Consider the following 21,965-nt stretch of genomic DNA (forward strand, 5'->3'; position numbering starts at 1 on the left):
TCATGACCTCAAGCGCTCGAACCGCCCGGTGCGGACCCGCATGCCGGGTGGTGTGGGAGGGGCTCCGTCGACAATGACGGACCCCTATCCCGATTGGGTAAATCGAATTCCAGATGAATGGCGGAAATTGGAGCTTCTCGTCCGCGATTTTGAATTATCCGGGCAATAAGTCAGGTACGGAAAATGAATAAGCACAAGATGTACATCAGATGAAAATGGTGGCTGCAAGACTCAGGTATTACTCTATTCTTGCGTGAACTTATTCACAGAACTTTTTTAGTACACGGCGATAGACTTCGCCCCGCTTCGTGGAACCGCATGGCGCGGTCGCGCGGAGGAGGCGGGCTGGCAGCGATTGCCACTTGCATGTCTAAAAATCTCAGGGACCAGCAATGAAATCCAGAAATTCCAACCTCGCCCTGCGGCGAGCCCAGCAGGGCTTTACGCTGGTGGAAATGGCCGTGGTGCTCATCGTGATCGGCGTGATCATTTCGGCCGTCATGATCGGGCGGGACGTCCAGCGCAATGCCGAATACGTGCGGGTGCGCCAGACCTTCATCAATCAATGGGCCGAGGCGTACAACGCGTACCGGCAGCGATATGGCATTCCGATCGGCGACAACGCGGCGCAGCCGCGGCAGATGGTCAATGGCACCAATTTCGCCGGCAATGGCAATTCCCTGTCGGGTGGAAACATGACCAACGTGACGCCGCCTCCCGCGATCTGCAGCGGCGGCGCCGGTCCCAACATGTCGCGCCAGGCCGACACGCAACTCGACCTGATCGGCCTGATGCGCGAAGCTGGCATCGAGCTGCCGCCCGGGCGCGGCGCCGGTCTGGAAGACCGCTATGTGTACCAGGACAGCAATGGCAACCCGCAGGAAATCCAGGTCTGCTTCCAGTGGAACCGGCCCGGATTTCCCGGCGGCTCGGGCAACGTGATGGTGATTACGGGCCTCACCCCCGATCTGGCCCGCTCCCTGTCCGCTGGGCTCAAGGGATCGGTGGACGCCAACAGCGGCACCTTCCGTCAGGAAAACGTGGCGCGTGGCGTGGTGCAAGGGGGCCAAACGGCGGGCACGCTCGACTGGACCGTGAACAACACCGCCAGCATCGACGGCGCCGCTGCGCAGACGCGCGAAGACCAGGTCGCGACCCTGGTGGCCAATTACAAGATGAACCAGTAAACCGGACGCGCCCTGTCTTTTTGCTCGCGAATAAAAATGGCATCGAAATTTCGTGCGCTCGGGACGGGGCGCTCGCCGATCAATTCGGCTCTTCCAATGCGGTTGGCAGGCAGTGCCTGCATTGCATTGTTCATATCGACCGGCCTTCTCTGGCATGCGGTCGATTCGTGGAATTCGGCAAGAAGCAACCTGCAGATCCAGCAGGGCCGCCTCAAACAGGCGCAGACCCGGGATCGCGCTTCTCTGCAAAAAGTGGAAATGGCTGATTACGCAAAGAATTTCATGGAACAGGCCCGCGAAAAGCGCCTGACGGCGGGTCAGTGGGTCGGCCGTGGGGTGGAAATCCGCGAGGCGCGGGCCAAGCGCAAGGCTGCGGTGGAATTCCTCTACCAGGCCCAGTCCTACGGCGGGCAGATCTTCAGTGCCGAGGAATTCGATGTAGCGGCGACCGATGCAGGCGCCGGATTGTTCGGCGATGTGCCGCAGGACTTTCAGGTGATGCTCAAGGGCCGCGCCATGTTCAGGGTGTCGCAATGAGCGCGGCGATGCGACTGGCGTGCCTGTTGGGCACCCGCTGCGAGGTCCACCGGCCGGACGGCGTGGTGAACCTGCCGGGCGAGTTCGACGCCGAGGAAGACACCCTGCTCATCGTGGACGCCGACGAGGCCATCACGCAGATCGTGCGCTTGGCAGGCGACCCCAAGCATGCGCCGGCCCTGGCGGCGCGCCATGTCCGCCAGCAGGGGCTGATGGAGGGCGAGGCCTCGGTCGTAGCGCATGCCTCGTTCCGGCGCGGCGGCGAATACGAGCTGCTGTTCACGGCCTATCCCGCAGCGCGGTGGAAGGCACTGCAGGCCTGGGCTTCGGCGCAGCCGCATGCGGTGGCGGTGGTGCCGGTCATGTCGTTGCTCTGGCATTCGCTGACGCCGGGCACGGGGCTCATCTATCGCAGCGGCAGCCGCTTCACCTTCGTGGCCAATCTGGGCGGCGCGCCGGTGCTTTTCGCGACCCAGGCGTTCAGCGAAGAGGTGTCCGACCTGAGTGCCACGGCGGGCATCCTGGCGGACGGCATCCTGGCCCAACTCGGGCAGTCGTCCGCGGGCGCAGGCGGCATTGCAGCCCTGAGCCGCATCGACTGGGTCAGCCGGCTGGCCTCGGGGCAGGTGGCGGCAGAGGTGGACAAGGAGGTCATCGCACGCGTGGAGGCGCAGTTGCAGGCGAAGGTCAGCCTGCAGGCGCATCAGGCGCTTCGCGGCGCGTCGGCAGGTTGGATGTCGGGCCTGGGCCTTCTGGCCCGTCCCTACCGGCCCGCCCTGGCCGTGTGCTCCCCCGGCACCCGGGCGGCGCTGGTGGCGCGGCATCACCTGCGGGCGGCGGCCTGGGTGTCGATGGCCGCCGCGGTGTTGGCTTCGGTCGGCGTGGCCGGCTTCTGGGCGTCGACCCTGTCGCTGCGTTCCACCGCCAGCCAGACGGCAGACGAAGCCGCCCGGATCGAGGCGCTCGTCCAGCAGCGCGCAGCGTCGGAGGCGATGCCGCCTCTCTTCGACGAGACGCGGGCGCTGGTGGAGCGGCTGGGCAGCTTTGCCGGCTCGCCCGACCTCACGCAGATCCTCGGCGCGCTGCGGGCCGCCGGCGGCTCCGGCGTGCGCGTGCTGCGGGTGTACACGGTGGCGGACAAGTCGGCGGGCGGCCGTGCGACCCCGGCCGGCGGCGCAGGTGCCGCGCCCGCTTCGGTGACCGCGCCCCGCATCCAGATCGATGCCACGGTCGACGCCACGGCGCAGCGCAGCGAGGCCGAATCGCTGTCGGACTTCGTGGCGCTGCTGCGCAAGCAGGGCTTCGTGGTGGCAGAGGTGGAGGGGCAGACCCGGGGCGCCCTGTCGAACGGTCGCACCGTGTTCTCTTACCAATTGAAGTCGATGCGCAACGAGGCGCAAGGTCGGGTGCCGCGATGAAGGCCAAATGGATTCCCCTGGCGTACGCCGTGCTGATGGCAGCGGGCGTGGCTGCGGCGGTGGGTGTGGGCTTGTCGTCCATGGCGGGCATGCGCGCCATGGGGGCGTCGGGCAAGAGCCTGCCTTCCAAGCCCGCCGCGCGCAACGGCGCGGGCGCGGGTGCGACGGGCGTGGCCGTGCTCACGCCCGAAGTGCGACAGGAGCTTCTGCGCACGCTCAAGGAGGTGGCGGCCTTCGACGCCATCGAGCCGGTGAGCATGAGCAGTTATCCGATCAGCCCGCTGTCTTCGGCCGATCGCGCCGATGACAACCCGGCGCCGCCGCCTGCGTCCGATCACAAGGTGAGCGGCGTGGTGATGTCCGTCAAGGGACGGGGCACCGCCCTGATCGATGACCGTGTGCAACAGGAGGGCGATGTGCTGCCCGACGGAAGCCGGGTGCAGAGCATCCGCCCCGGCAAGGTCGTGTTGGTGGGGCCTTCGGGTGTGGTGAGCCGCTATGCGGTCACCCAGGGCTTCACGCCCTCCAAGCCTGCCCAACCCGGAAAGGAACAACCATGAAGCGCGCCACCCTGTGGCTGATGGTGGCCGTGCTGGCCGTCGCCGCGGCCATTGCCGCATTGTTCACGCGCGGGAATGAGGGGGCCGATCGCAAGGCGGCCGCCGCGCCCGAAGCCTCGTTGCCCGCTGTTGCCGCGCCGCCTGTGGTCTCGGCTCCTGTTGCCGTTGCGCCCGCGGCGCCGCCGGTGCCGGCACCCTGGGAGCGTCCCGCCGGTATCGACGCTGGTCCGGCGACCGCGCGTGCGGCTGGCACGGCATCGGCGTCCACCGACAAGGAGGCGGCGGCCCGCGACGAGCGGATGCGTGCCCTCGAAAAGGTCTCGGCCCGGCTGCAGGCCCTGCGGGCGAGCAACCGTGCCGATCCGGCCGAGGTGGACAAGGCCCTCGGTGACCTTGAGCGCATCCAGGGTTCCAGCGTGGTGGGCGGCGTGGACCTGTCGGTGGTGCGCGCCAGCCTGCGTGCGGCCACGCGGATGCAGGAGCTGCAGAAGGAGATCGAGCAGCTGCGTCCGGCCACGGGCGAGCCCACCGAGGCCAACAAGGCCAAGCTGGCGGAGAAGTACAAGGAGATGCAGGCGGTCATCGCGCAGATGCAGGCCAGCACGGGCGCGGTGCAGGCGACGCGTCAACCCTTCACCAAGGAGACGCCATGAGCCGGGCGCTGACCGCACGGCGCGCTCGCCCGGGCGCAGGCTTCTCGTTGCTGGAGTGCGCCATCGTGCTGGCGGTGGCCTCGACGATGACGGTGGCGGGCTTTCATTGGGTGTCCACGGCGCACATGAGCGGCGCATCCATCGCCGCCCAGGCGACCGCGGATGCGGCGCGCGAGGCGCTGTACTCCTTCGCGCGGACCAACCACCGGTTGCCCTGCCCGGACTTCACCGGCAACGGCCTGGAGGGCAACTGCGACGATGCCGGCAACCGGGTCGGCTGGCTGCCGGTCGTCACGCTGAACATGAGTGATCGCAACCTGAGCACCGACCTGCTCAAGCGACCGCGCTATGCGGTCTATCGCGCGCCGGGCGCAGACCTGGTGAAGCCCACCAGCGCGTTGGACGTGTCGCCGGGGGAGCGGTTGTCCTTCTCCCTGATGGCGGCGGCCTCGGCGGCTTCCGATATGGGGCAGCCCCGGGTGGTGCGCAGCGCGGACGACTGCGGATCTGCGCCGGGCAATGCGGCTTTCGTGGTGCAGGTGCCGGTCGATCCGGGCACCTGGACACCGGTCCAGACGGCCTCGGCCTCGTGCTTCCTTTCTTCCAGACCTACAGCAAGCGAAATGGCAGCCCAGCTGCTCGCGGAGGTAACTCGCTCATGATCGATTCGAAACGTCGCCCCGTGCGGCAACTGGCCGCCGGGTGTGCGGTGTCTGTGTTGCTGGCCGGCTGCGTGGCACCACGGGCCGCATTCAACGGCAAGGAAGAGGCGCCCGGCACCGACCGCGCCATGATGGCCTCGGCCGCCGAGCAACTGCCCCAGGTGGCGGCCGATGTGGTGCCACCGTCCGAGGCGATGCGTGCGGGGCTCGAGCGCGTGCAGACGGTGCAGCCCCAGTTGCCGCTGGCGATCGCGGCCGAGCGCGATCCGCTCGAAGAGCGGATCGTCAGCTTCGACATGTACGAGGCCAAGGCCGACCAGTTCCTGTGGGCCATCGCCAAGGACATGGGTTTCAACCTGATCGTGGAGCCCAAGATCCTCAAGTCGGACAACCGGGCCAGCCTGTTCCTGAACAAGGTCTCCGCACGCGAGGCGCTCACCGCCGTCACGCAGCTCTTCGACCTGAGCGCGACGCGCTCGGGCAACACCATCAGCGTGTCGTCGCTGGAGCAGAAGGTGTTTCCGGTCGATCTGCTGGCCAGCAACGTCAAGCTCAACGCCGACTCGGGCGGCGATGTGCTGGGCGGCGCCAGCGGTGACAAGGGCGTGCAGGGCTCGGTCAAGCTGGCGGGTGAGATCGGCCAGAAGACCGACGCCTTCGATTCGGTGCTCAAGGCGGTCGAGACCATCGTGAAGGACCCGGAGGGCGCCAAGTCCGACGACGACTCGCTCAAGCCGGTGCTCACGCTCGACCGGCGCAGCCAGACGCTGTTCGTGCGGGCCAAGCCATCGCGTGTGCGGCAGGTGGCCGACTTCCTGGCCCAGGTGCGCGCCGTGCGCGGGCGCCAGCTGCAGATCGACATGCAGATCATCGACGTGGCGCTGAGCGAGACGCACAAGCTGGGCATCGACTGGAGCGTGCTGAGCAACCGCGTCGTGGCGGCCGGCGGCAGCACCACGGGCACGCTGTCGCAGATGACGTCCACGCTTGCATCGGGCAGTTCGCTGCCCACACGCTCGCTGGTGATTCCCGAGCAGACGGTGGGGTCCACGTCCGGCGGCGCAGGGGTGGCGCTTTCCTCGGGGCGGGTGTCGGCGGTGGTGAACGCGCTGCGTACCTTCGGCAACGTCAAGCTCGTGTCCAACCCCACCTTGCGCGCCCGCAGCGGCGAGCCCGCCTTCGTGAGCGTGGGCACGACCTACCGCTACGTCTCCAAGATCACGGCGACGACCACCGTCGTGCAGGGTGTGAGCCAGACCAGCTACAGCACCGAGACGAACTCGCTGTTCTCGGGCCTCATGGTCGGGCTGACGCCGGCCATCCGGGAGGACGGCTCCATCGAGCTGTTCGTGCATCCGCTGCAGTCGATCGTGCGCTCGGGGTCGCTGAACCTGGTGGCGCTGGGCGGGGGCAATTCGGTGACGCTGCCCGTCGTCGATTCCAAGAGCGTGGCGACCACGCTGTCGGTGCGCAGCGGCGACCTGGTGGTGCTGGGCGGCCTGGCGGACCAGTCGTCCAACGTCAACAACACGGGCGTGCCCGGCCTGAGCGATGTGCCGGCCCTGGGCCAGGCCCTCGACACCAATTCCAACGGACAGACCAGTCGCGAGCTGGTGATCCTTCTGAAGGCAAACCTGCTATGAAACCGAACCACCGCCGCATTCCCCTTGGGGCGCTGGGCTGCCTCGGGTCTTTGGGCGCTGCCGGCATGCTCGCCGGGTTCGCCCTGGCCGCAGAGCCCCCGGCGATGCCGGCCGCGCCGGCGCCGGTCGAGGCCAAGGCCCTGCCGACACCGGCAAAGCTCCCTGCCGCCGCGCCGGCGCGCAAGGGCGCGCCGGACAAGGCCACGCGCGAGAAGGAGGCCATTGCCGCGCGTGAGGCCGAGACCTCGCGCCTGCTCGACACCTTCGCCGCTGCGCAGCGCAAGGGCGACATCGAGGCGGCCGCGCAGGCGGTCGCCCGGCTGCAGCCGCTGCTGCCGACCGACAGCGTGGCCCTCTCGCGGCGTGCCGCGTGGGTGGAGCAGATGCGCGGCAACCGCGAGGCGGCGCGCCGCCTGCTGGGCCAGGTCATTGCCAAGCTGCCGGACGACCTGAACGCGAACACGAACCTGGCGCTGGTGGATGCACACGATGGTCGTACCCGGGAGGCCATCACGCGGCTGCGCAAGCTCAAGCTGGTCTATCCGGAAGCCATCGAGCTCGATGCACTGCTGGCCGAGCTGGAAGGCCGTTCGCTGGTGGTGACGCGGTCGGCGCCGGGTGGTTGAGACGCGAGCCTGCCCATGGAGTATTCCGTCGAGCGCCTGAGTGCGCTCATGGCCCGGCAACTGCAGGAGCGCGACATCCTCTCGCGGGCGGAGGCCGACTATGCGCTGCAGAAGCAGCGCGTGGAGGCCAAGCCGCTGTGGCGGGTGCTGGTGGACACCGGTCTGGTGCGCGAGCGCGTGGTGTGCGAGCTGCTGAGCGAACTGTTCGACATCGACTTCGTCGACCTCGACCGGGTCGAACGTCCCGGTGAGGAGTTGCTTGCGCTGTTCAACCGCGAGCTGTGCCAGAAGGGCGAGTTCCTGCCGCTGCGGCGCGAGAGTGACCATCTGTTGGTGGTGCTGGGTGACGCCAATCCGATCGAGGTGGGCCAGCTGGTGCTGCGGCGCTGTGGCCTGCGCAGCCGCTTCGTGCTCGGCGAGTTCTCGCGGGTGCGCACGCTCATCCGGCACAGTTTCTTCTTTGCGCAGAACCCGGTGTCGGACCTGATCAACGCCGAGATCCGCAACCTCATGGCCGACCAGGACGGCACCCGCAGCCCGGCGGCCTTCGTGCAGCATCTGCTGCATCTGGCGGTGCAGGAGCGGGCGACCGACATCCACATCGCGCCCACGGCGTCGAGCATCCATGTGCTGCTGCGGGTGGATGGCGTGCTGCACCCGGCCTTCGCGCTGCCCCTGGAGCTGACGCGCATCGGCAGCTACATCAAGCTGATCGCCGAGATCGACATCTCGGAGAAGCGCAAGCCGCAGGACGGCAGCTTCCGCACGCGCATCCTGGACGTGCCGTATTCCGTGCGCCTGTCGACCATCGTCACCGACGTCGGCGAGCGCATGGTGATGCGGCTGCTGCCCGAAAGCCACGACCTCAAGGGCCTGCGCGAGATGGGCTACTACGAAGAGGATGCGCTGCTGCTGGAGGAAGGCCTTGGCCGGCCCGCCGGCCTGGTGGTCATCACCGGCCCGACCGGCTCGGGCAAGAGCAGCACCTTGCACGCTGCCCTGCGCATGCAGAACCTGATCGAGCGCAACGTGCTGACGGTGGAAGACCCGGTGGAATACCGGGTGCCCGGCGCCGGCCAGACCGAGGTCAACCGCAAGGCGGGCTACGACTTCCAGTCGGCGCTGCGGCACTTCCTGCGCCACGACCCGGACGTGATCCTGGTGGGCGAGATGCGCGACTCCGAAACGGTGGTGGCGGCGCTCGATGCCGCGACCACCGGCCACCTGGTGCTTTCCACCCTGCACGTGACTTCGGTCTTCGGGGCGGTGCCGCGCCTGGCACTGCTCGGCGGGCAGGCGCCCATCGTGGCCGAGAACCTGCTGCTGGTGGTGAACCAGCGGCTGGTGCGCCGCAACTGCTCGGCCTGTGCCGAGCCGGTGGAACTGGGCGAGCGCGAGTGCCGCTGGCTCGGCAAGCCCGCAGGCTTCAAGGGCATGCGAGGCCGGGGCTGCCCACGGTGCCGTGGTACCGGCTTTCATGGCCGGGTGCCGGTGTACGAGATCCTGTCGATCAACGACGAGCTGGCCGACCTGATCGCCAGCGATGCGCGCCGGGCCGAGTTGCGCAAGGCGGCCGAGCGCAACGGCTTCCGCGACATCGAGTTCTGTGCCAGGCGTCGCGTTGCCGACGGCATGACGACGAGCGACGAGATCGTGCGATCCCTGGGAGTTGGACCTTGACCTGGTATTTCTATCGCGTGGTGGACGCGGCTGGCGCCGTGCGCTCGGGCACGCGCGCCTTCGAGCTGGGCGACCCGCAGTCGGTGCGCGAGGCGCTGGAGCAGGAGTACGAAGACGGCGCCGTCCTGTCGGTGCGGCAGATCCCGGCCGTGCTGGTGCAGTCGGTGCGCTCGGCCGGCAGCCTGTTCGGCAAGAAGCTCAAGGACCAGGACCTGGTGGTTCTGCTTCGCGACCTCGCCGTGCTGGCCAAGGCGGGCGTGCCGATCATCGATGCCGTGCGCACGCTCGCCGAAGACGCCGAATCCGTCGGGCCCGCCTGCGCGGCCGTGGCGTCGCGGATGCTCGCCGACCTGCGTGCCGGCGCCACGTTGGGCGAGGCTTTCGATCGCCAGCCCAGCGTATTTCCGGAGCCTGTGCGCAACCTGATCCGCCTGGGCGATGCGACCGGCGCGATGGACCGCATGCTGCACGAGGCCGCCGATCACGTCGAGCGTCTGACGGCGCTGAAGGCCGACTCCAAGCAGGCGCTGATCTACCCGGCCTTCGTGTTCACGGCCATCTTCGGCGCGGCGGGCTTCTGGCTCTATTACGTGGTGCCCAACCTGGCGTCGCTGTTCAAGCAGTTCAGCATCAAGCTGCCGGCGCTCACGGTGGCGGTGATCGGTACTTCCGAATGGGTGTCGTCCAACGGCCTGCTGGTGTTGCTGGGCCTGGTGGCGGCGGTGGCGCTGGTGATGTTTGCCTGGTACACGAGCCAAAAGTTCCGCCTGCAGGTCTACCGGGCGCTTCATGTGCTGCCGGTGGCCAAGCGGCTGATGTCGGCCGCCGGCATGGCCTTCTTCGCCGAGTACTTCTCGCTGCTGCTGAGGGCGGGGGTGGACATCGTGCGCAGCCTGACCGTGCTGGAGAACATCACGGGCGATCTGTACTACCGCGAAAAGCTCACGCTCGTGCGTATGTACGTGGAGCGTGGCGAGCGAGTGTCTGCCGCCATGCGGCGGGTGGGCGGGTTTCCGCCGCTGATGCTGCGCGTGATCGCGGTGGGCGAGGACTCGGGCACGCTGGACGACCAACTGCAGTACCTGGCCGGCGAATACCGCACGCGCCTGGGCCGCGTGGTGGCCACGCTCTCGGAGATTCTCAAGCCGGTGGTGATCTTCATCGCGGGCGGACTGATGGCGGTGTTCGTGGTGGCGCTGGTGCTGCCGGTGTATGACCTGATCGGGCAGGCGATGGCGGTGCGGCGATGAGCAGGGTGAATTTGTTGGGGCCCCGCGCGGGCGCGCGTCGTCGGGCGACCGCCGGCCGGCGGCGACAGTCGGGCTTTTCGCTGCTGGCGGCCGCGGCCCTGGCAGCGCTGCTGGGTCTGCTGGCCTTCGTGGTGTACAGCCGCTGGCAGGTGAACCAGCTGGCCGCGGACCGGCTCGCGCAAGACCAGTTGCTCGACAAGGCCGATGCGGTCACCCGTGGCTTCGCGGCGCTCAAGGGCCGGCTGCCCTGCCCGGCCGCCACCTATGGCGGCAACGAACAGTGCGACGGCACGCTGGCCAAGGGCTGGTTCCCGGCCAACGCCGCAACGCTGTTCGCGCCGACGGAGGTGGCCGAGCGGCTCAAGGGTCTGCGCTACTACGCCGATGCGCGGCTGACGAATGTCCGGGACGTGTTTCCGAAGGACCCGCATAACGCCGCGATCATCAATGGCCATGACTTCTGCCGGACGCTGGTTCTGATCGATCTCGGTCTTGGCGGCGTGGACGGCGGCCTGCCGGGCACGTCGGGTGAGCGAACACCGGTCTATGGATTTGCCGCTCCGGGGCCGGCGGGTTTCACGGGCAATAACCTGAATGCCGCATCGCGACTCGAGGACGAAGACCGCGAGCAGAACGCCATCTACCGCGAACGCGTGCGCGCGGGCAGTGCCCGCTCGCTCGCCATGGCGAGCAACTGCGGGGCCATCATCGCCTCGCTGAACATGCTCACCATCGCGGCGCAATGGAACAGCGCCATGCCCGATGCACGCACGGTCGCCAGCTTCGACTACAACCGCTACACGATCTGGCCGATGGCCAATGCATTGGCCATGAGCCAGATCATGGCGGTGGATGAGGTGGCGTCCTTCGCGACGGAGACGGCGGCGCTGATCGGCGGCCTTGCGGCGTCGGAAGGCAAGGATGACGCCGCCTGCTTCAGCCTCTGGTTTCCGGCATGTGGAGCCATGGTCGTTCAGGGTATTCAACTGGGATTGGTAGCGGCGCAGAGTGTCACGCTTGCGCTGGACGTCCTGGCGCTGGAGGCGCGCGTGGTGGGCGCCATCATCGAGCTGGCCAAGAACGGCAGCATCCACCGCGACTACGACACGCTGGACATCTGGAAGGGGCAGAACGACGTGCTCTTCAAGGTGGACCAACTCGGTCCCCTGATCTGGGAGGAAGGACCATGATGTCCACGCGTGGAGCCCGCGCCACGGGCCGCTGCCGTTCAGGCCTGCGAAGCCATGTTCAGGGCCTGAGCCTGATCGAGATGGTGGTCGTGCTCATGATCACCGGCGTGGTGGTCGTGGTGGCGGGCCGGCTGATCGCGCTCAGCACCGCCACCGCCAATGCGGACAAGGAGAACATGGGGCTGCGCAGCGCCTATGGCGCACTCGTCGGTTTTGCCGGTGCCAATGCCCGGCTGCCGGCCTCGGACAACGGTTGGCTGCCCGGCGTGCTCACCGGCAATGCGCGGGGCAACCGGCTGCGCTACCACGTGGCACCCGTTGTGACGAAGGCGCCCACCGTGGTGTTCAGCCCTTCGGCCAACTATCCGATCAATTCGCCTGGGCTCAACTTCTGCCTGTCGCTGACGCGGCTGTCTGCGGGCGACCTGATTGCCGCGGGGCAGGGTGGCACCACAGTGCCGGTCCTCGCGCTGATGGAATATTCCTCGTCTGGTCCTACGGCAACTGCACCGACGGATGTAGCGCTGCCGGGGTCGGCGGCGGCCCTGCAGCGGACGGCGCAGGGTCGCTTCGTCCGGGCGATTTCGGCGCAGGAGCTGTTCTCGGCCCTGGGTTGCGGCGACAGGCTGTCGCGCGTCGCCGCTGCGGCCAAGTACGTGGACGTCGCCACCGATCTGCTGAACCTGGCCAAGCTCAACACCCAGCATTGGCGCAATGCGATCACGGCGGGCAACGCGCGGCAGGCCCGCGTCCTCTACTCCGGGGGCCGGCTCAACCAGTGGTGGGAACTGCTGGTCTTCGATGCGGCCAATCTCACGGCCATGCACGTGGGCAAGCTGCCCTGGTCGGCCGTGAACGTGGTGACCTTTCCATTCGTCCTGGGTGCCTATGCGTCCACGATCGCACAGGTGCTGCTGCAGGGCGACCTGGTCCGCGAGGAGGTGAAGCGATGGAACAACACCGATCTGCCCGCCCTGAATACATCCCTGGATGCGGCGCAGGCGCAGGAGGCCAACTTCGCGGCCGTGCTCGCCGATGCACAGCGCGAACTGGCGCGGTTGGCCGCATTGGGGCTGGTGCAATGAGCCGCCACGTTTCGCGCCGCGGCCAGTCCGGCATCTCGATCCTGGAAGTGGTCATCGCCCTTCTTGTCCTGGGTCTTCTGACGGTGGCCGCCTGGAAGCTGCAGAGCGGCGTGGTGGTGGAAGCCCGGCAGGACGCCGATGGCGAACTCGTCACCCGCGCCGATCAGGCGGTGCGGACTTTCATCGCACGCAATTCGCGCCTGCCGTGCCCGGCCGCCGATAACACCGGCGTGGAGCGCTGCGTCACCGGCATGGCGGCCAGCCCCGGCTTCGTGCCCTGGGTCACCATCGGTTTGCCGGACGCCGGTGCCGGCAGCCTCCGCTACGCGATCGACACGGATGCCCTGGCCCAGTCGCCGCCGGGGCTGGGCGTGCTCAGCCTGGATGTGGCCAATGGAACGAGCGTGGTGGGGTTCAGCCAGGATTCGACCGACCGCACCATCCATTGGTGCAACCTGGTCGGCAAGCGCATGAAGGCCGCCCCGACGGGCCGCGTCCCCCGTGCGTACCAGGTGTTCAGCGCGGGGGTGGACCCGCAGGCCAGCGCGACCAGCCGTCCCATGGACGCCGCCGGCGCACAGATCACCCGCACGCTGCCGGAGCTGTGGAACGAGCTCAATTGCGGCGCCCTGGTCGCGGGGGCCGCACGGGCCTACATCAATGCCGCGCTTGCCGCCCGAATGATGGCGCTGGCGGCGCAGGAGCAGCTCAAGCTCTCGACCATGAACCTGGACACGTCCCACTCGAACTACAACTACGACCTGATCGATCTCATCGCCGAGGCGGCACGACAGCCCTCCAAGGTGGCCAATGCGCTGATGAACTGCGCGAATGCGGCCAGCCTGGCTGCCGATGCGATTGCCTTGACAGCCACCCCCCCGCAATGGGCCGCGTTGCCGGCTTCCGGCCCGCTGTGCGTTTCCTCGGTGGCCGATCTGGCCGTGCACATCGCGTCCCTCATCCAGAAGATCCAGGACCTGGGAACCGCCGGCAAGGAACTGGGCGACGCTGCGCAGTTGGACCAGACGGCACGCAACGACGAGGCCACGCAGGCCGCCGCACTGGCCGATGCCATCGCAGCCCGCGCGCGGGCCGCCATTGCCGAGGGGATGGACCTCGAATGACTGCTTCTGAACAAAGGACGACCATGAGACAGCGACTGCATGACGTGCCCGCGCCGCGTGCGCGAGCCGGTGGATTCACATTGGTCGAGCTCTCGCTGGTGCTGGTGGTGATCTCGATCCTGATCGGCGCCGTGATGGGCGGCATGAACGTGTATCGCCAGGCCCAGGTGCAGCGCATGTACAGCGACTTCGTGCTGGGCTGGCGGGCGGCGTACCTGTCCTTCATCGCCGACAGCTATGGCGTCCAGCCCGGCGACTCCACGACCAGCCCGACCTACGCCATCGGTGGCAGTGTGGGCACGGCGCTGTGCGGCACGCCGCTGATCACGGCCATGCTCCAGCGGGGCATCACCTTGCCGCATGGCCGCGCGGCAGGCATGCCGGACCGCTACGTCTACATCGACAAGAGCGGCAACCCCCATGAACTCCAGGTCTGCCTCATGACGGTGCAGTGGACCTTGCCCGGTACCACGGCCGGCACCTTCCAGAATGCACCGCGGCATGTGCTGCGCCTGGCGGGGCTGACGCCCTCAACGGCCATCGCGTTCGACGCCATGACGGACGGCCGCATCGATGCGGGCCTGGGCGAGTTCCGTGAGGCGGGCTCGGAGGCGGCGCTGGGCACCGCCTCTACCGATTGGAGCAGGGACGAGAACGCCTCCATGAACAACATCGACGAGGGTCAGTCGGTGGACCTCACGGCCTACCTGCTCGTCGGTCGCTGAGCGGGCAGGCCGTCGTTGCCGGTTGCGGCAGCGACGCGCGTCGTCGCTGCATCGCTTCATCAGCTGAAGGCGGTGGTGTCGAGGGCCTGCTTGATGGACTGGGTGGTGCAGGGTTCGAGCGCGGCGATCTGCCGCGCGAGCGTGCCGACATAGCCTTCGAAGGCATCGGGACGGACCACGCCCTCGAAGACACCCCGTGCCTTCAGCTCTTCCGTGGTGATGGCGCTGCCCGAGAGAAAAGCGCGCTTGGCGCCGTCGATGCCCAGGTGCCGCACCGTCCGGGCATAGAAGGCGTCGCTGTGCAGCGGGCTCATTTCCATGGGCAGGTGGATGGCCGTGCCGCTGGCGGCGACCCGCAGGTCGCAGGCCAGCACCAGATCGAGGGCCGGGCCGTAGACGCTGCCGCTCAGCGCGCACAGGGTGACGGGACGCATCTGTGCCAGTGCGGCCGCGGTCGAGGTGAAGAGCGCGTCGTCGGCGCGTGGATTCGCCTCGGTGATTTCGTAGCCGCCGCAGAACACGGGCCGACCCTGTCCAGCGGTGTTCGCCGTCAGCACCACCACCTTGACCGAGGGATCGGCATCGAGCACGAGGAAGGTGCTGAGCATCCATCGCAGGTCCTCGTCCCGGACCCAGTTGCTGAAGGCCGGCCGGTTGAGGCGGATGGTGGCGACGCCACTGGCGTAGGTGAGAAGAGGAAGGTCGGGTGAGGCGATGTCCACGGTCATGGTGTGAGAGTCCCTGGGTTCGATTGCACGTCCGCTGCCGCCTGCACGGAGGCCGTCACAGCCACTTGGTGGCAAGCAGAAAGCCTGCCCATGTACGAGTGGTGTTGCCAAGCCCTGCCGGGTGCGGGGAAGGCCCTGGGGTGTCAATCGGTGAGAAGAATTCGACGGCGATCGTGCGATGGAATGGTGCGTCGCAGGGTGCGTGAATGGCGCATGGCGGCCTGCCAGCGTGCGGGGCCACCGCGCTGCAAGGCCAATGGAGAGTGACTTCCGCGCGAACTCGGCCGTCTGTGGATGGATCGTCGTGAACTTGTTCGCGGTCTTGGCGATTCAATGTCCACCACCCCGTCCGACGGCATGTCCCTTGCATGCCCGGATGCGACGTTGGAGACCGTTGGCGTCACGGGAACGCACGAACAAAAGCAATCAGGGAGCGTGCATGTCATCGGCAACGGACTCCGCGGCGCGCTGCGCGCGCCTCAGCGCTTCTTTCGTTTCCCTCCACAAGCTCCAAGAGCAAGACCATGCAAACTGCTGTCACACCCCCAACCACGGCGCCGCGCCGGGTTCATCCCGTCGATGAGGTGCTGCCCATTGCCCAACTCGCGGCCTATGGCTTCCAGCATGTGCTGGCCTTCTATGCGGGCGCAGTGCTGGTGCCGATCATCCTGGCCGGCGCGCTGGGCCTGAGCAGCGAGCAGCTGATCCACCTCATCAACGCGGACCTCTTCACCTGTGGCATCGCCTCCATCCTCCAGGCCTGGGGGCTCGGCAAGGTGGGCGTGCGGCTGCCGCTGCTGCAGGGCGTCACCTTCACGGCCGTGAGCCCCATGATCGCCATCGGCCTGGCCGCGGGCGGTGGCGTCACCGGGCTGCTGCAGATCTATGGCTCCGTGCTGGTGGCCGGGTTGTTCACCTTCTTCGCGGCGCCTTACTTCGCGCGGCTGATCCGCTTCTTTCCGCCCATCGTCACGGGCTCGGTGATCCTGATCATCGGCATCGCCCTGCTGCCGGTGGCCGCCAACGACATCGTGGTGGGCAAGGGTCCCAATGCGATCCAGAACCCGGTGTTGCTCAAGAACTGTCTCTATGCCTTCGGCACGCTGGCGTTGATCGTGCTGATCCAGCGCGTGTTCCGCGGCTTCATGGCCACGGTCGCGGTGCTGCTGGGCCTGGTGGTGGGCACGCTGGTGGCCTGGGCGCTGGGCGATGCGCACTTCGACAAGGTGGCCGGCTCGGCCTGGTTCGGCTACACCTCGCCGTTCTACTTCGGCATGCCGACCTTCAGCATCACGGCCATCCTGTCGATGCTGATCGTGATGTGCATCACCATGGTGGAGACGACCGGCGATGTCTACGCCACCGGCGAGATCGTGCGCAAGCGCATCGGCAGCGAGGACATCGCCCGGGCGATCCGTGCCGACGGCGCGGCCACCTTTCTGGGCGGCGTGTTCAATTCCTTTCCCTACACCTGCTTCGCCGAGAACGTGGGCCTGGTGCGGCTCACGCAGGTCAAGAGCCGCTGGGTGGTGGTGGCGGCGGGCTTCATCATGATCGTGCTGGGCTCCCTGCCCAAGGCCGCGGCCATCGTCGAAGGCATTCCGCACCCGGTGCTCGGCGGCGCGGCGCTGGCCATGTTCGCGGCCGTGGCCGTGGTGGGCGTGCAGACGCTGTCGAAGGTGGACTTCAACGACCATCGCAACATCGTGATCCTGGGTACCAGCCTGGGCCTGGGCATGCTGGTGACGGCTCAGCCCTTCGTCACCACGGCATTCCCGAGCTGGGCCGAGATCGTGTTCGGCAGCGGCATCACGCTGGGCGCGCTCACGGCCATCCTGCTGAACATCGTGTTCAACCACCTGGGCGGCAGCGCCCACACCGCCGTGGCCGGCCGGCCCGGAAGCCTGGTGAGCCTCGACCAGGTCAACAGCATGAGCCGCAAGGAGTTCGACGCCACCTTCGGTCCCCTGGTGCAGAACATGGACTGGGTGCTGGCGCGTGCATTCGCCCTGCGGCCTTTCGAGAACACGCATGCGCTGCGTACCGCCTTCCAGAACACCCTGCTGACGGGCACCGTCGACGAGCAGGCGGCGCTGATGAAGGCCTTTCCCGACCTGGGCAGCGACGGCGATGGCGCCAATGCGTACCTGCTCGACCACGAGAAGGCCGGCATGACCGCCACCTCGCAGGAAGACGTGGCGGCCATGGCCCGCGCCTACCGCGCGCAGTTCGGCTTTCCGCTGATCATCAGCGCCCGCGACGCGCATTACGAGCGCATGGTGAGCCAGGGGTGGCAGCGACTGGGCAATGCGCCCGCGGTCGAGCGCGCGGCGGCGCTGGTCGAGATGGCCCGCATCGCCAACTACCGCTTCGACGACCTGGTGGCCGATGCGAATCCCATCGTGACCGCGCGGCTGCGGGCCTTCGACGCCAGCCCGGCCACGGCCCACTGACGCACGCCTGGGGCGCGGCCCCATTGATGATCGATGACATCGCCTCGCGCGAAGGCAGGAAAGATGTGCCATGGTCCGTCGACCGACTGGCGCATCCTGTTGCGGACGCCGGGGCTTCTCCATGTGCTGCGTGGTGCCCGTGCCAGTCTCTCCATCCTCCCCACCTGCAGAACGCCGCGTCGGCGGCGATGCCATCTTTCTGGTCCTCGCTGCGGCCGCCATGGTCTGCATGGTGGTGGCGGCGCAACGGACCTGGTCCAGCGCCGTGCGCACCGAGCAGAGCCGGGCGCAGGCACACGCCCTTCACCAATGGATGGTGCAGGCCGGGCACCGTGCCGACGACCCGGTGGCGCAGGCCTGCGCGCTGGCGCCGTCCGGGTTTCGCGAGGTGCCGCACTGGGGCGACTGTGCCCGGGCGCTGGTGGCCGAGGGCGGGCCGCTGGCGGGCGTGCGCAACGCCTTCAGCGGTGCCCCGTTGCAGGTGATCGAGCGATGCCAGCACGGAGCGCACGCCACCTTCGGCCAGATCGTTGTCGGCCGGCGGGTGCCGCCCGCGTCCGACGCCGCAGCCGGCCACGGCACTGCGGCCGGACTGGCGCCGGGTGACGCCCTGACCCATCCCCTGGCGCTGCGGCTGCAGGTCTGCGACAGCGCCGGCTATGCGCTCGACGTGGCGGATCTGGCGCTCTGAGCGTCACTCAACGCGCGACGCCCCGCACGCTCTCCATCCATGTCCGCCATGCCCGCCATGACCGACGAGCCCAAGACGCCCGAGCCGCGTTCCTACCGCCATGCGGGCCGAGGCCCGGTGCCCGCCATCGTGGGCGACCGGGCGCGGCAGGAGGCCTCTGCCCTGAACCCGCGCCAGCGGTTGCGCCGGCTCCTGTGGGCCTGGCTGCTGGACCCGGGCAATGCCAGCAACCATCAGCGCCGCTTCGACCGCGCCATCGCATGGCTCATCGGCGCCAACCTGCTGGTGACCGTGTTCGAAGCGACGGCGGGCGTGCCGGATGCGGCCCGGCGCTGGCTGCACCTGTTCGACGCGATCTCGGTGGCGGTGTTCGCGATCGAGTACGCCCTGCGGCTCTACACGGCGCCGGAGGATCCCGCCTTCGCCGGGGCGGCGCGTCCGCGGCTGGCCTTCATGCGCAACCCCTATGCGATCCTGGACCTCGTCGCCATCCTGCCCAGCGTGCTGCATGCCGTGGTGCCCATCGACCTGCGTGTCCTGCGGGTCTTCCGGCTCTTGCGCATCCTCAAGCTCTTCCGCTTCCTGGTGCCGGCCGTCCAGGAGTTCCGGCAGTTGAACGCGGGGCGCAGCCTGCGGCAGAAGGCCCACGCCCTGGTGTTTGCCAGCCCCTATGGCGGCCGGCTGCACAGCGCCTTCGATTTCGTCATCGCCGGCTGCGTGCTCGTCTCGGTGGTGGCGGTCATCCTGGAGTCCGTCCAGTGGGTCCATGACCGGTTCCACCTCGAACTGGTGGCGGTGGACATCGCGGTGGTGGCGATCTTCACGCTCGAGTTCTGCCTGCGGCTGTATGCCTGCGTCGAGGAGGAGGGCCACGAAGGGCCGCTGCTCGGCCGGCTGCGGCAGGCACGCAGCCCGGGCATGCTGGTCGACCTGCTGGCGATCCTGCCCTTCTTTGCGGAGGCCTTCCTCAACTACGTGCTGGACCTGCGCTTCCTGCGCATCTTCCGGCTGCTGCGCCTGCTGAAGCTGACGCGCTACACCGACGCCACGCGCACGCTGGCCAAGGTGATCGGGCGGGAATGGCCGGTGATGGCGGCGGCGGCCTTCATCATGGTGCTGCTCGTCGTGCTGACGGCGAGCCTGGGCTATGTGTTCGAGCACGACGCGCAGCCCGACAAGTTCGAGAACATTCCGCAGTCCATCTACTGGGCGGTGATCACGCTGGCGTCGGTGGGCTACGGCGACATCACGCCGGTCACGCCCGCGGGCCGTGCCGTGACCATCGTGCTGGCCCTGATCGGCATCGGCATCTTCGCGATCCCGGCGGCGCTGCTGTCGTCGGCCTTCTCCGACCAGCTGCACAAGGAGCGCGATGCCCTGCGCCAGGAACTCTTCGAGATGCTGGGCGACGGCGTGCTGTCGGAGGAGGAGGCGGAAATCCTCAACCGCGAGGCCAAGCGGCTGCACCTGTCGGCCGAAGACGTGGAGGTGCTGATGCAGGAGGCCCGGCGCGCCCGGGAGATGGCCGCCGACCTGTCCAAGCTGCCGCTGCACATCATCGCGGCCGACCCGGCGCATGCGATCGAGCATTTCAAGTCGCTCGTGTGCGACATCCGAAAGCTCGGCCTCATGGCCGACCACGCGCGGTTCGCCGCCCTGGCACGGGCCGATGGCCGGCTCACCGAGGCCGAATGGCGGGCCTGGGCGTGCATCTGCGGCACGACCGCCGACGGCGGCGGCCCGGCCGCGTAGCCGGCCGGACCACGGCCCGCTCAGGCTCTCAGGCCAGCAGCCCCCGCAGGTAGTCCTTCTCCATGTCCGACAGGCGGGACAGGAGGAAGGGATAGTTGTCCTGGAAGGCGGTGACGAAGAAGTGGGCGTAGTCGGCAAAGCCCGCGTCGTGCACGATCAGCAGCGCGGCCGCTTCGTCGATGCCCAGATCGCTGCGCGTCGCGCCCTCCATGACCGCCGCAACGCCCAGGACGCTGAACAGGTACTGCCGGAGTCGGGCCGGAAGCGGGACCGCCCTGGCGCGTGCATCGTCCAGTGCAATCTGGCCGACCCCCGAGCCCGCGAAGTCGAGCGCCCGGCCGATCGCGGCCTGGAAGCCCTCGAGGTAGTTCGTCGTGGGGGAGAGAAGGCGCCTGACGGCATCGCTGACAAAAAGCATGGGTGCTCCTGGAAGGTGTGGGCGCCCGGCCCCGCCGCGGCAGCTGCCGCCCGTCCCACGGAGCCTGGACTGCACGCCGACCAAGCAGGACACATGCGCGTTGACGCCTGCTTCTTCTGAGGCATCACGGCGCCAATGGCGATACGGATGTCGATGGACGGCACCGCGTTGGTGAGCACCGCGAGGCATTTCGGTGCCGGGCCGGCTCCCGCGCGGTGGCGGCCTTCGCGGGGATGCTCTTCACGAATGCGCGCGCCGTGGGCATCGCAGCGCCCACTTGCCGCTCGATTCGTGAAGAGCATCCCTAGCGGACCTTCACGCCCGGCAGCAGGTCCAGGTTGAGCCACTGCTGGAAGGCGGCATAGCTCAGCGGCTTGTTGACCTTGGCATCGGGCCGGTTCTGCTGCCAATGCGCCCAGGCCCGGCCGGTGGCTGGGTCGTAGACCAGCTTGAACAGGTGCGAGGGCACGCGCACACCATTGCGGCCGATGGCCCGCTGGTCCGCGAACACGGGGCCCGTGATCACATGCACGTCCCCCTGCGCACGCATGACGTACTTGCGCGTGTCTTCTTCCACGCGGGCCCAGGGACCGCTGTTCTGGCGCGGGTCCTGCGGGACCATGTTGGCCAGGCTGAAGGACTGCGCCATCGCCTGGTCCGTGGGCATGTCCGCGGCGGGTGCCATGTGGCCGCGTGCGAAGCCGGAACCTCGGTAGTCGTCCAGGTCGGCGCGCTCGCCCGAGGGCGGGCGGGCATCTGCGAAGAAGCGGTCGTGGCGCTGCACCGTCTTCGCCTTCATCAGGATCTCCCGGTTCAGCCGCTCGGCCACGTAGACCGGCGTGCGCGTCTCCCCGGAATGAAGGACGGCGAAGTTGTCGAAGCACAGGGCGCGAAGGCGTCCGCCGATGGCCACGGCAGGCGCCCGGCCACCGGCGAAGAACTGGGGGCAGCGGCCGAAATCCTGGTTGAGCGCCGCGGTGGCGGGTGCCGGCCTTGCGGCGGCAGCCGAGGCGCGGGCGCCGCGCGCGTGGGGCTCCAAGGGTCCGCAGCCGAGGAGCAGCACGGCCGCGGCCAGGGCGACGACAGTTTGTGAAAAGGTTGTGAGGACTTGGAAACGTTTGGTCAGATTCGCCATGAAGGCGGCGAGTCTACTGAGCGGCCCCCACCGGCTGCAGTGCCCTGATGTCAGCGCCGGGCGCGTGCGTGTCGATGGGGAAGGGCGAGTCGACTCGGCTGCGCTTGGCTGGCACCCCCTCAAGTCTTCAGGACGCTAAGTAGTAACCCTATCGCATCCAACCGCCGCGGCGCCAAGCCCGCCAATGCCGGCTTGGACGTGCCCGAAGCGCAACCGCCTCTGGCGGCCGCCCGGAGCCGCGAAGCGGCCTGGGGGTTGTTTTCACTTCACTGCATCAGCATGGCCGCAACGGCCAACGTGGCCGCCACGAGCCAAAGAGCCAGAACGGTGGCCCGCAGCGAGGCCTTGTGGGCGAAGTCTTCCTTGCGTGCCATGGCCGCCACGTTAGTGGTTGTCACTGACTGTGTACTGAGCGGCACCGCCCTCGTCGCGCCGGGGGCCACCGCGA

Annotated in this window: 20 protein-coding genes; 17 read left to right on the plus strand and 3 right to left on the minus strand. The window is 68.2% G+C overall.

Features of this window, described 5'->3' with window-relative positions:
• Positions 1-392: 392 nt before the first annotated feature.
• From ABIC63_RS11125 to ABIC63_RS11190, 14 genes are read left to right on the plus strand one after another with little or no spacing between them, the layout of a single operon-like run.
• On the plus strand, positions 393-1,187 hold the full coding sequence (locus ABIC63_RS11125) for a prepilin-type N-terminal cleavage/methylation domain-containing protein (RefSeq protein ID WP_354319795.1): 795 nt from the start codon (positions 393-395) through the stop codon (positions 1,185-1,187).
• Between the two features lie 36 nt (positions 1,188-1,223).
• Complete coding sequence (locus ABIC63_RS11130; RefSeq protein WP_354319796.1) at positions 1,224-1,724, plus strand: hypothetical protein; 501 nt, start codon at positions 1,224-1,226, stop codon at positions 1,722-1,724.
• Positions 1,721-3,142, plus strand: coding sequence for a hypothetical protein (locus ABIC63_RS11135; protein ID WP_354319797.1), 1,422 nt, complete (start codon positions 1,721-1,723; stop codon positions 3,140-3,142). Before ABIC63_RS11130 ends, ABIC63_RS11135 begins: the two co-directional genes overlap by 4 nt.
• Positions 3,139-3,702 (plus strand): hypothetical protein, encoded by a 564-nt coding sequence (locus ABIC63_RS11140; RefSeq protein WP_354319798.1) that lies wholly within the window; start codon positions 3,139-3,141, stop codon positions 3,700-3,702. Before ABIC63_RS11135 ends, ABIC63_RS11140 begins: the two co-directional genes overlap by 4 nt.
• Entirely contained in the window at positions 3,699-4,355 is a 657-nt protein-coding gene (locus ABIC63_RS11145; RefSeq protein WP_354319799.1) for a hypothetical protein, read from the plus strand. The genes ABIC63_RS11140 and ABIC63_RS11145 overlap by 4 nt, the downstream gene beginning before the upstream one ends.
• Entirely contained in the window at positions 4,352-5,017 is a 666-nt protein-coding gene (locus ABIC63_RS11150) for a type II secretion system protein (protein WP_354319800.1), read from the plus strand. Before ABIC63_RS11145 ends, ABIC63_RS11150 begins: the two co-directional genes overlap by 4 nt.
• Entirely contained in the window at positions 5,014-6,660 is a 1,647-nt protein-coding gene (locus ABIC63_RS11155; protein WP_354319801.1) for a secretin GspD/PilQ domain-containing protein, read from the plus strand. The genes ABIC63_RS11150 and ABIC63_RS11155 overlap by 4 nt, the downstream gene beginning before the upstream one ends.
• On the plus strand, positions 6,657-7,286 hold the full coding sequence (locus ABIC63_RS11160) for a tetratricopeptide repeat protein (RefSeq protein ID WP_354319802.1): 630 nt from the start codon (positions 6,657-6,659) through the stop codon (positions 7,284-7,286). The genes ABIC63_RS11155 and ABIC63_RS11160 overlap by 4 nt, the downstream gene beginning before the upstream one ends.
• A 15-nt stretch (positions 7,287-7,301) precedes the next feature.
• Complete coding sequence (locus ABIC63_RS11165) at positions 7,302-8,966, plus strand: GspE/PulE family protein (RefSeq protein ID WP_354319803.1); 1,665 nt, start codon at positions 7,302-7,304, stop codon at positions 8,964-8,966.
• The gene (locus tag ABIC63_RS11170; RefSeq protein WP_354319804.1) at positions 8,963-10,216 is read left to right on the plus strand and encodes a type II secretion system F family protein; all 1,254 of its coding nucleotides are present in this window, start codon (positions 8,963-8,965) and stop codon (positions 10,214-10,216) included. Before ABIC63_RS11165 ends, ABIC63_RS11170 begins: the two co-directional genes overlap by 4 nt.
• A 14-nt stretch (positions 10,217-10,230) precedes the next feature.
• Positions 10,231-11,406, plus strand: coding sequence for a hypothetical protein (locus ABIC63_RS11175; protein WP_354319805.1), 1,176 nt, complete (start codon positions 10,231-10,233; stop codon positions 11,404-11,406).
• Entirely contained in the window at positions 11,406-12,491 is a 1,086-nt protein-coding gene (locus tag ABIC63_RS11180) for a type II secretion system protein (RefSeq protein WP_354319806.1), read from the plus strand. Before ABIC63_RS11175 ends, ABIC63_RS11180 begins: the two co-directional genes overlap by 1 nt.
• Entirely contained in the window at positions 12,488-13,615 is a 1,128-nt protein-coding gene (locus ABIC63_RS11185) for a type II secretion system protein (protein ID WP_354319807.1), read from the plus strand. Before ABIC63_RS11180 ends, ABIC63_RS11185 begins: the two co-directional genes overlap by 4 nt.
• A 23-nt stretch (positions 13,616-13,638) precedes the next feature.
• A complete protein-coding gene (locus ABIC63_RS11190; RefSeq protein ID WP_354319808.1) occupies positions 13,639-14,340 on the plus strand; it encodes a prepilin-type N-terminal cleavage/methylation domain-containing protein in 702 nt (233 codons plus the stop codon).
• A 59-nt stretch (positions 14,341-14,399) separates the two neighbouring features.
• Here the strand turns inward: ABIC63_RS11190 and ABIC63_RS11195 are convergent, their stop codons facing one another.
• Positions 14,400-15,068: an enoyl-CoA hydratase/isomerase family protein gene (locus tag ABIC63_RS11195; RefSeq protein WP_354319809.1), complete on the minus strand. Its 669-nt coding sequence runs from the start codon at positions 15,066-15,068 to the stop codon at positions 14,400-14,402.
• 524 nt (positions 15,069-15,592) lie between these two features.
• Between ABIC63_RS11195 and ABIC63_RS11200 the strand changes: the two genes are divergently transcribed.
• The 3 genes from ABIC63_RS11200 to ABIC63_RS11210 all read left to right on the plus strand — a co-directional run bounded on the left by ABIC63_RS11200 (position 15,593) and on the right by ABIC63_RS11210 (position 19,964).
• Entirely contained in the window at positions 15,593-17,521 is a 1,929-nt protein-coding gene (locus ABIC63_RS11200) for a solute carrier family 23 protein (protein ID WP_354319810.1), read from the plus strand.
• A gap of 139 nt (positions 17,522-17,660) precedes the next feature.
• A complete protein-coding gene (locus tag ABIC63_RS11205) occupies positions 17,661-18,212 on the plus strand; it encodes a hypothetical protein (protein ID WP_354319811.1) in 552 nt (183 codons plus the stop codon).
• 39 nt (positions 18,213-18,251) lie between these two features.
• Positions 18,252-19,964 (plus strand): ion transporter, encoded by a 1,713-nt coding sequence (locus ABIC63_RS11210; RefSeq protein WP_354319812.1) that lies wholly within the window; start codon positions 18,252-18,254, stop codon positions 19,962-19,964.
• 28 nt (positions 19,965-19,992) lie between these two features.
• Here ABIC63_RS11210 and ABIC63_RS11215 read toward each other — a convergent pair whose 3' ends face one another.
• Together ABIC63_RS11215 and ABIC63_RS11220 are read right to left on the minus strand one after the other, a co-directional pair.
• On the minus strand, positions 19,993-20,382 hold the full coding sequence (locus ABIC63_RS11215; RefSeq protein ID WP_294369048.1) for a hypothetical protein: 390 nt from the start codon (positions 20,380-20,382) through the stop codon (positions 19,993-19,995).
• 304 nt (positions 20,383-20,686) lie between these two features.
• Positions 20,687-21,421 carry a DNA/RNA non-specific endonuclease gene (locus tag ABIC63_RS11220; protein WP_354319813.1) on the minus strand — a complete coding sequence of 245 codons (735 nt, stop codon included), beginning with the start codon at positions 21,419-21,421 and terminating at the stop codon, positions 20,687-20,689.
• Positions 21,422-21,965: the final 544 nt, after the last annotated feature.

Origin of the sequence: Pseudacidovorax sp. 1753 (genome assembly GCF_040544975.1) — a bacterium.
Classification (GTDB): domain Bacteria; phylum Pseudomonadota; class Gammaproteobacteria; order Burkholderiales; family Burkholderiaceae_C; genus Xenophilus.

What these genes read in the sequence shown, in the direction of transcription:
- ABIC63_RS11125 (WP_354319795.1), top strand. Translation starts at nt 393, where the DNA reads ATGAAATCCAGAAATTCCAACCTCGCCCTGCGGCGAGCCCAGCAGGGC.
- ABIC63_RS11150 (WP_354319800.1), top strand. Translation starts at nt 4,352, where the DNA reads ATGAGCCGGGCGCTGACCGCACGGCGCGCTCGCCCGGGCGCAGGCTTC.
- ABIC63_RS11190 (WP_354319808.1), top strand. Translation starts at nt 13,639, where the DNA reads ATGAGACAGCGACTGCATGACGTGCCCGCGCCGCGTGCGCGAGCCGGT.
- ABIC63_RS11185 (WP_354319807.1), top strand. Translation starts at nt 12,488, where the DNA reads ATGAGCCGCCACGTTTCGCGCCGCGGCCAGTCCGGCATCTCGATCCTG.
- ABIC63_RS11135 (WP_354319797.1), top strand. Translation starts at nt 1,721, where the DNA reads ATGAGCGCGGCGATGCGACTGGCGTGCCTGTTGGGCACCCGCTGCGAG.
- ABIC63_RS11130 (WP_354319796.1), top strand. Translation starts at nt 1,224, where the DNA reads ATGGCATCGAAATTTCGTGCGCTCGGGACGGGGCGCTCGCCGATCAAT.
- ABIC63_RS11215 (WP_294369048.1), bottom strand. Translation starts at nt 20,382, where the DNA reads ATGCTTTTTGTCAGCGATGCCGTCAGGCGCCTTCTCTCCCCCACGACG.
- ABIC63_RS11155 (WP_354319801.1), top strand. Translation starts at nt 5,014, where the DNA reads ATGATCGATTCGAAACGTCGCCCCGTGCGGCAACTGGCCGCCGGGTGT.
- ABIC63_RS11165 (WP_354319803.1), top strand. Translation starts at nt 7,302, where the DNA reads ATGGAGTATTCCGTCGAGCGCCTGAGTGCGCTCATGGCCCGGCAACTG.
- ABIC63_RS11140 (WP_354319798.1), top strand. Translation starts at nt 3,139, where the DNA reads ATGAAGGCCAAATGGATTCCCCTGGCGTACGCCGTGCTGATGGCAGCG.
- ABIC63_RS11145 (WP_354319799.1), top strand. Translation starts at nt 3,699, where the DNA reads ATGAAGCGCGCCACCCTGTGGCTGATGGTGGCCGTGCTGGCCGTCGCC.
- ABIC63_RS11180 (WP_354319806.1), top strand. Translation starts at nt 11,406, where the DNA reads ATGTCCACGCGTGGAGCCCGCGCCACGGGCCGCTGCCGTTCAGGCCTG.
- ABIC63_RS11195 (WP_354319809.1), bottom strand. Translation starts at nt 15,068, where the DNA reads ATGACCGTGGACATCGCCTCACCCGACCTTCCTCTTCTCACCTACGCC.
- ABIC63_RS11200 (WP_354319810.1), top strand. Translation starts at nt 15,593, where the DNA reads ATGCAAACTGCTGTCACACCCCCAACCACGGCGCCGCGCCGGGTTCAT.
- ABIC63_RS11210 (WP_354319812.1), top strand. Translation starts at nt 18,252, where the DNA reads ATGTCCGCCATGCCCGCCATGACCGACGAGCCCAAGACGCCCGAGCCG.
- ABIC63_RS11160 (WP_354319802.1), top strand. Translation starts at nt 6,657, where the DNA reads ATGAAACCGAACCACCGCCGCATTCCCCTTGGGGCGCTGGGCTGCCTC.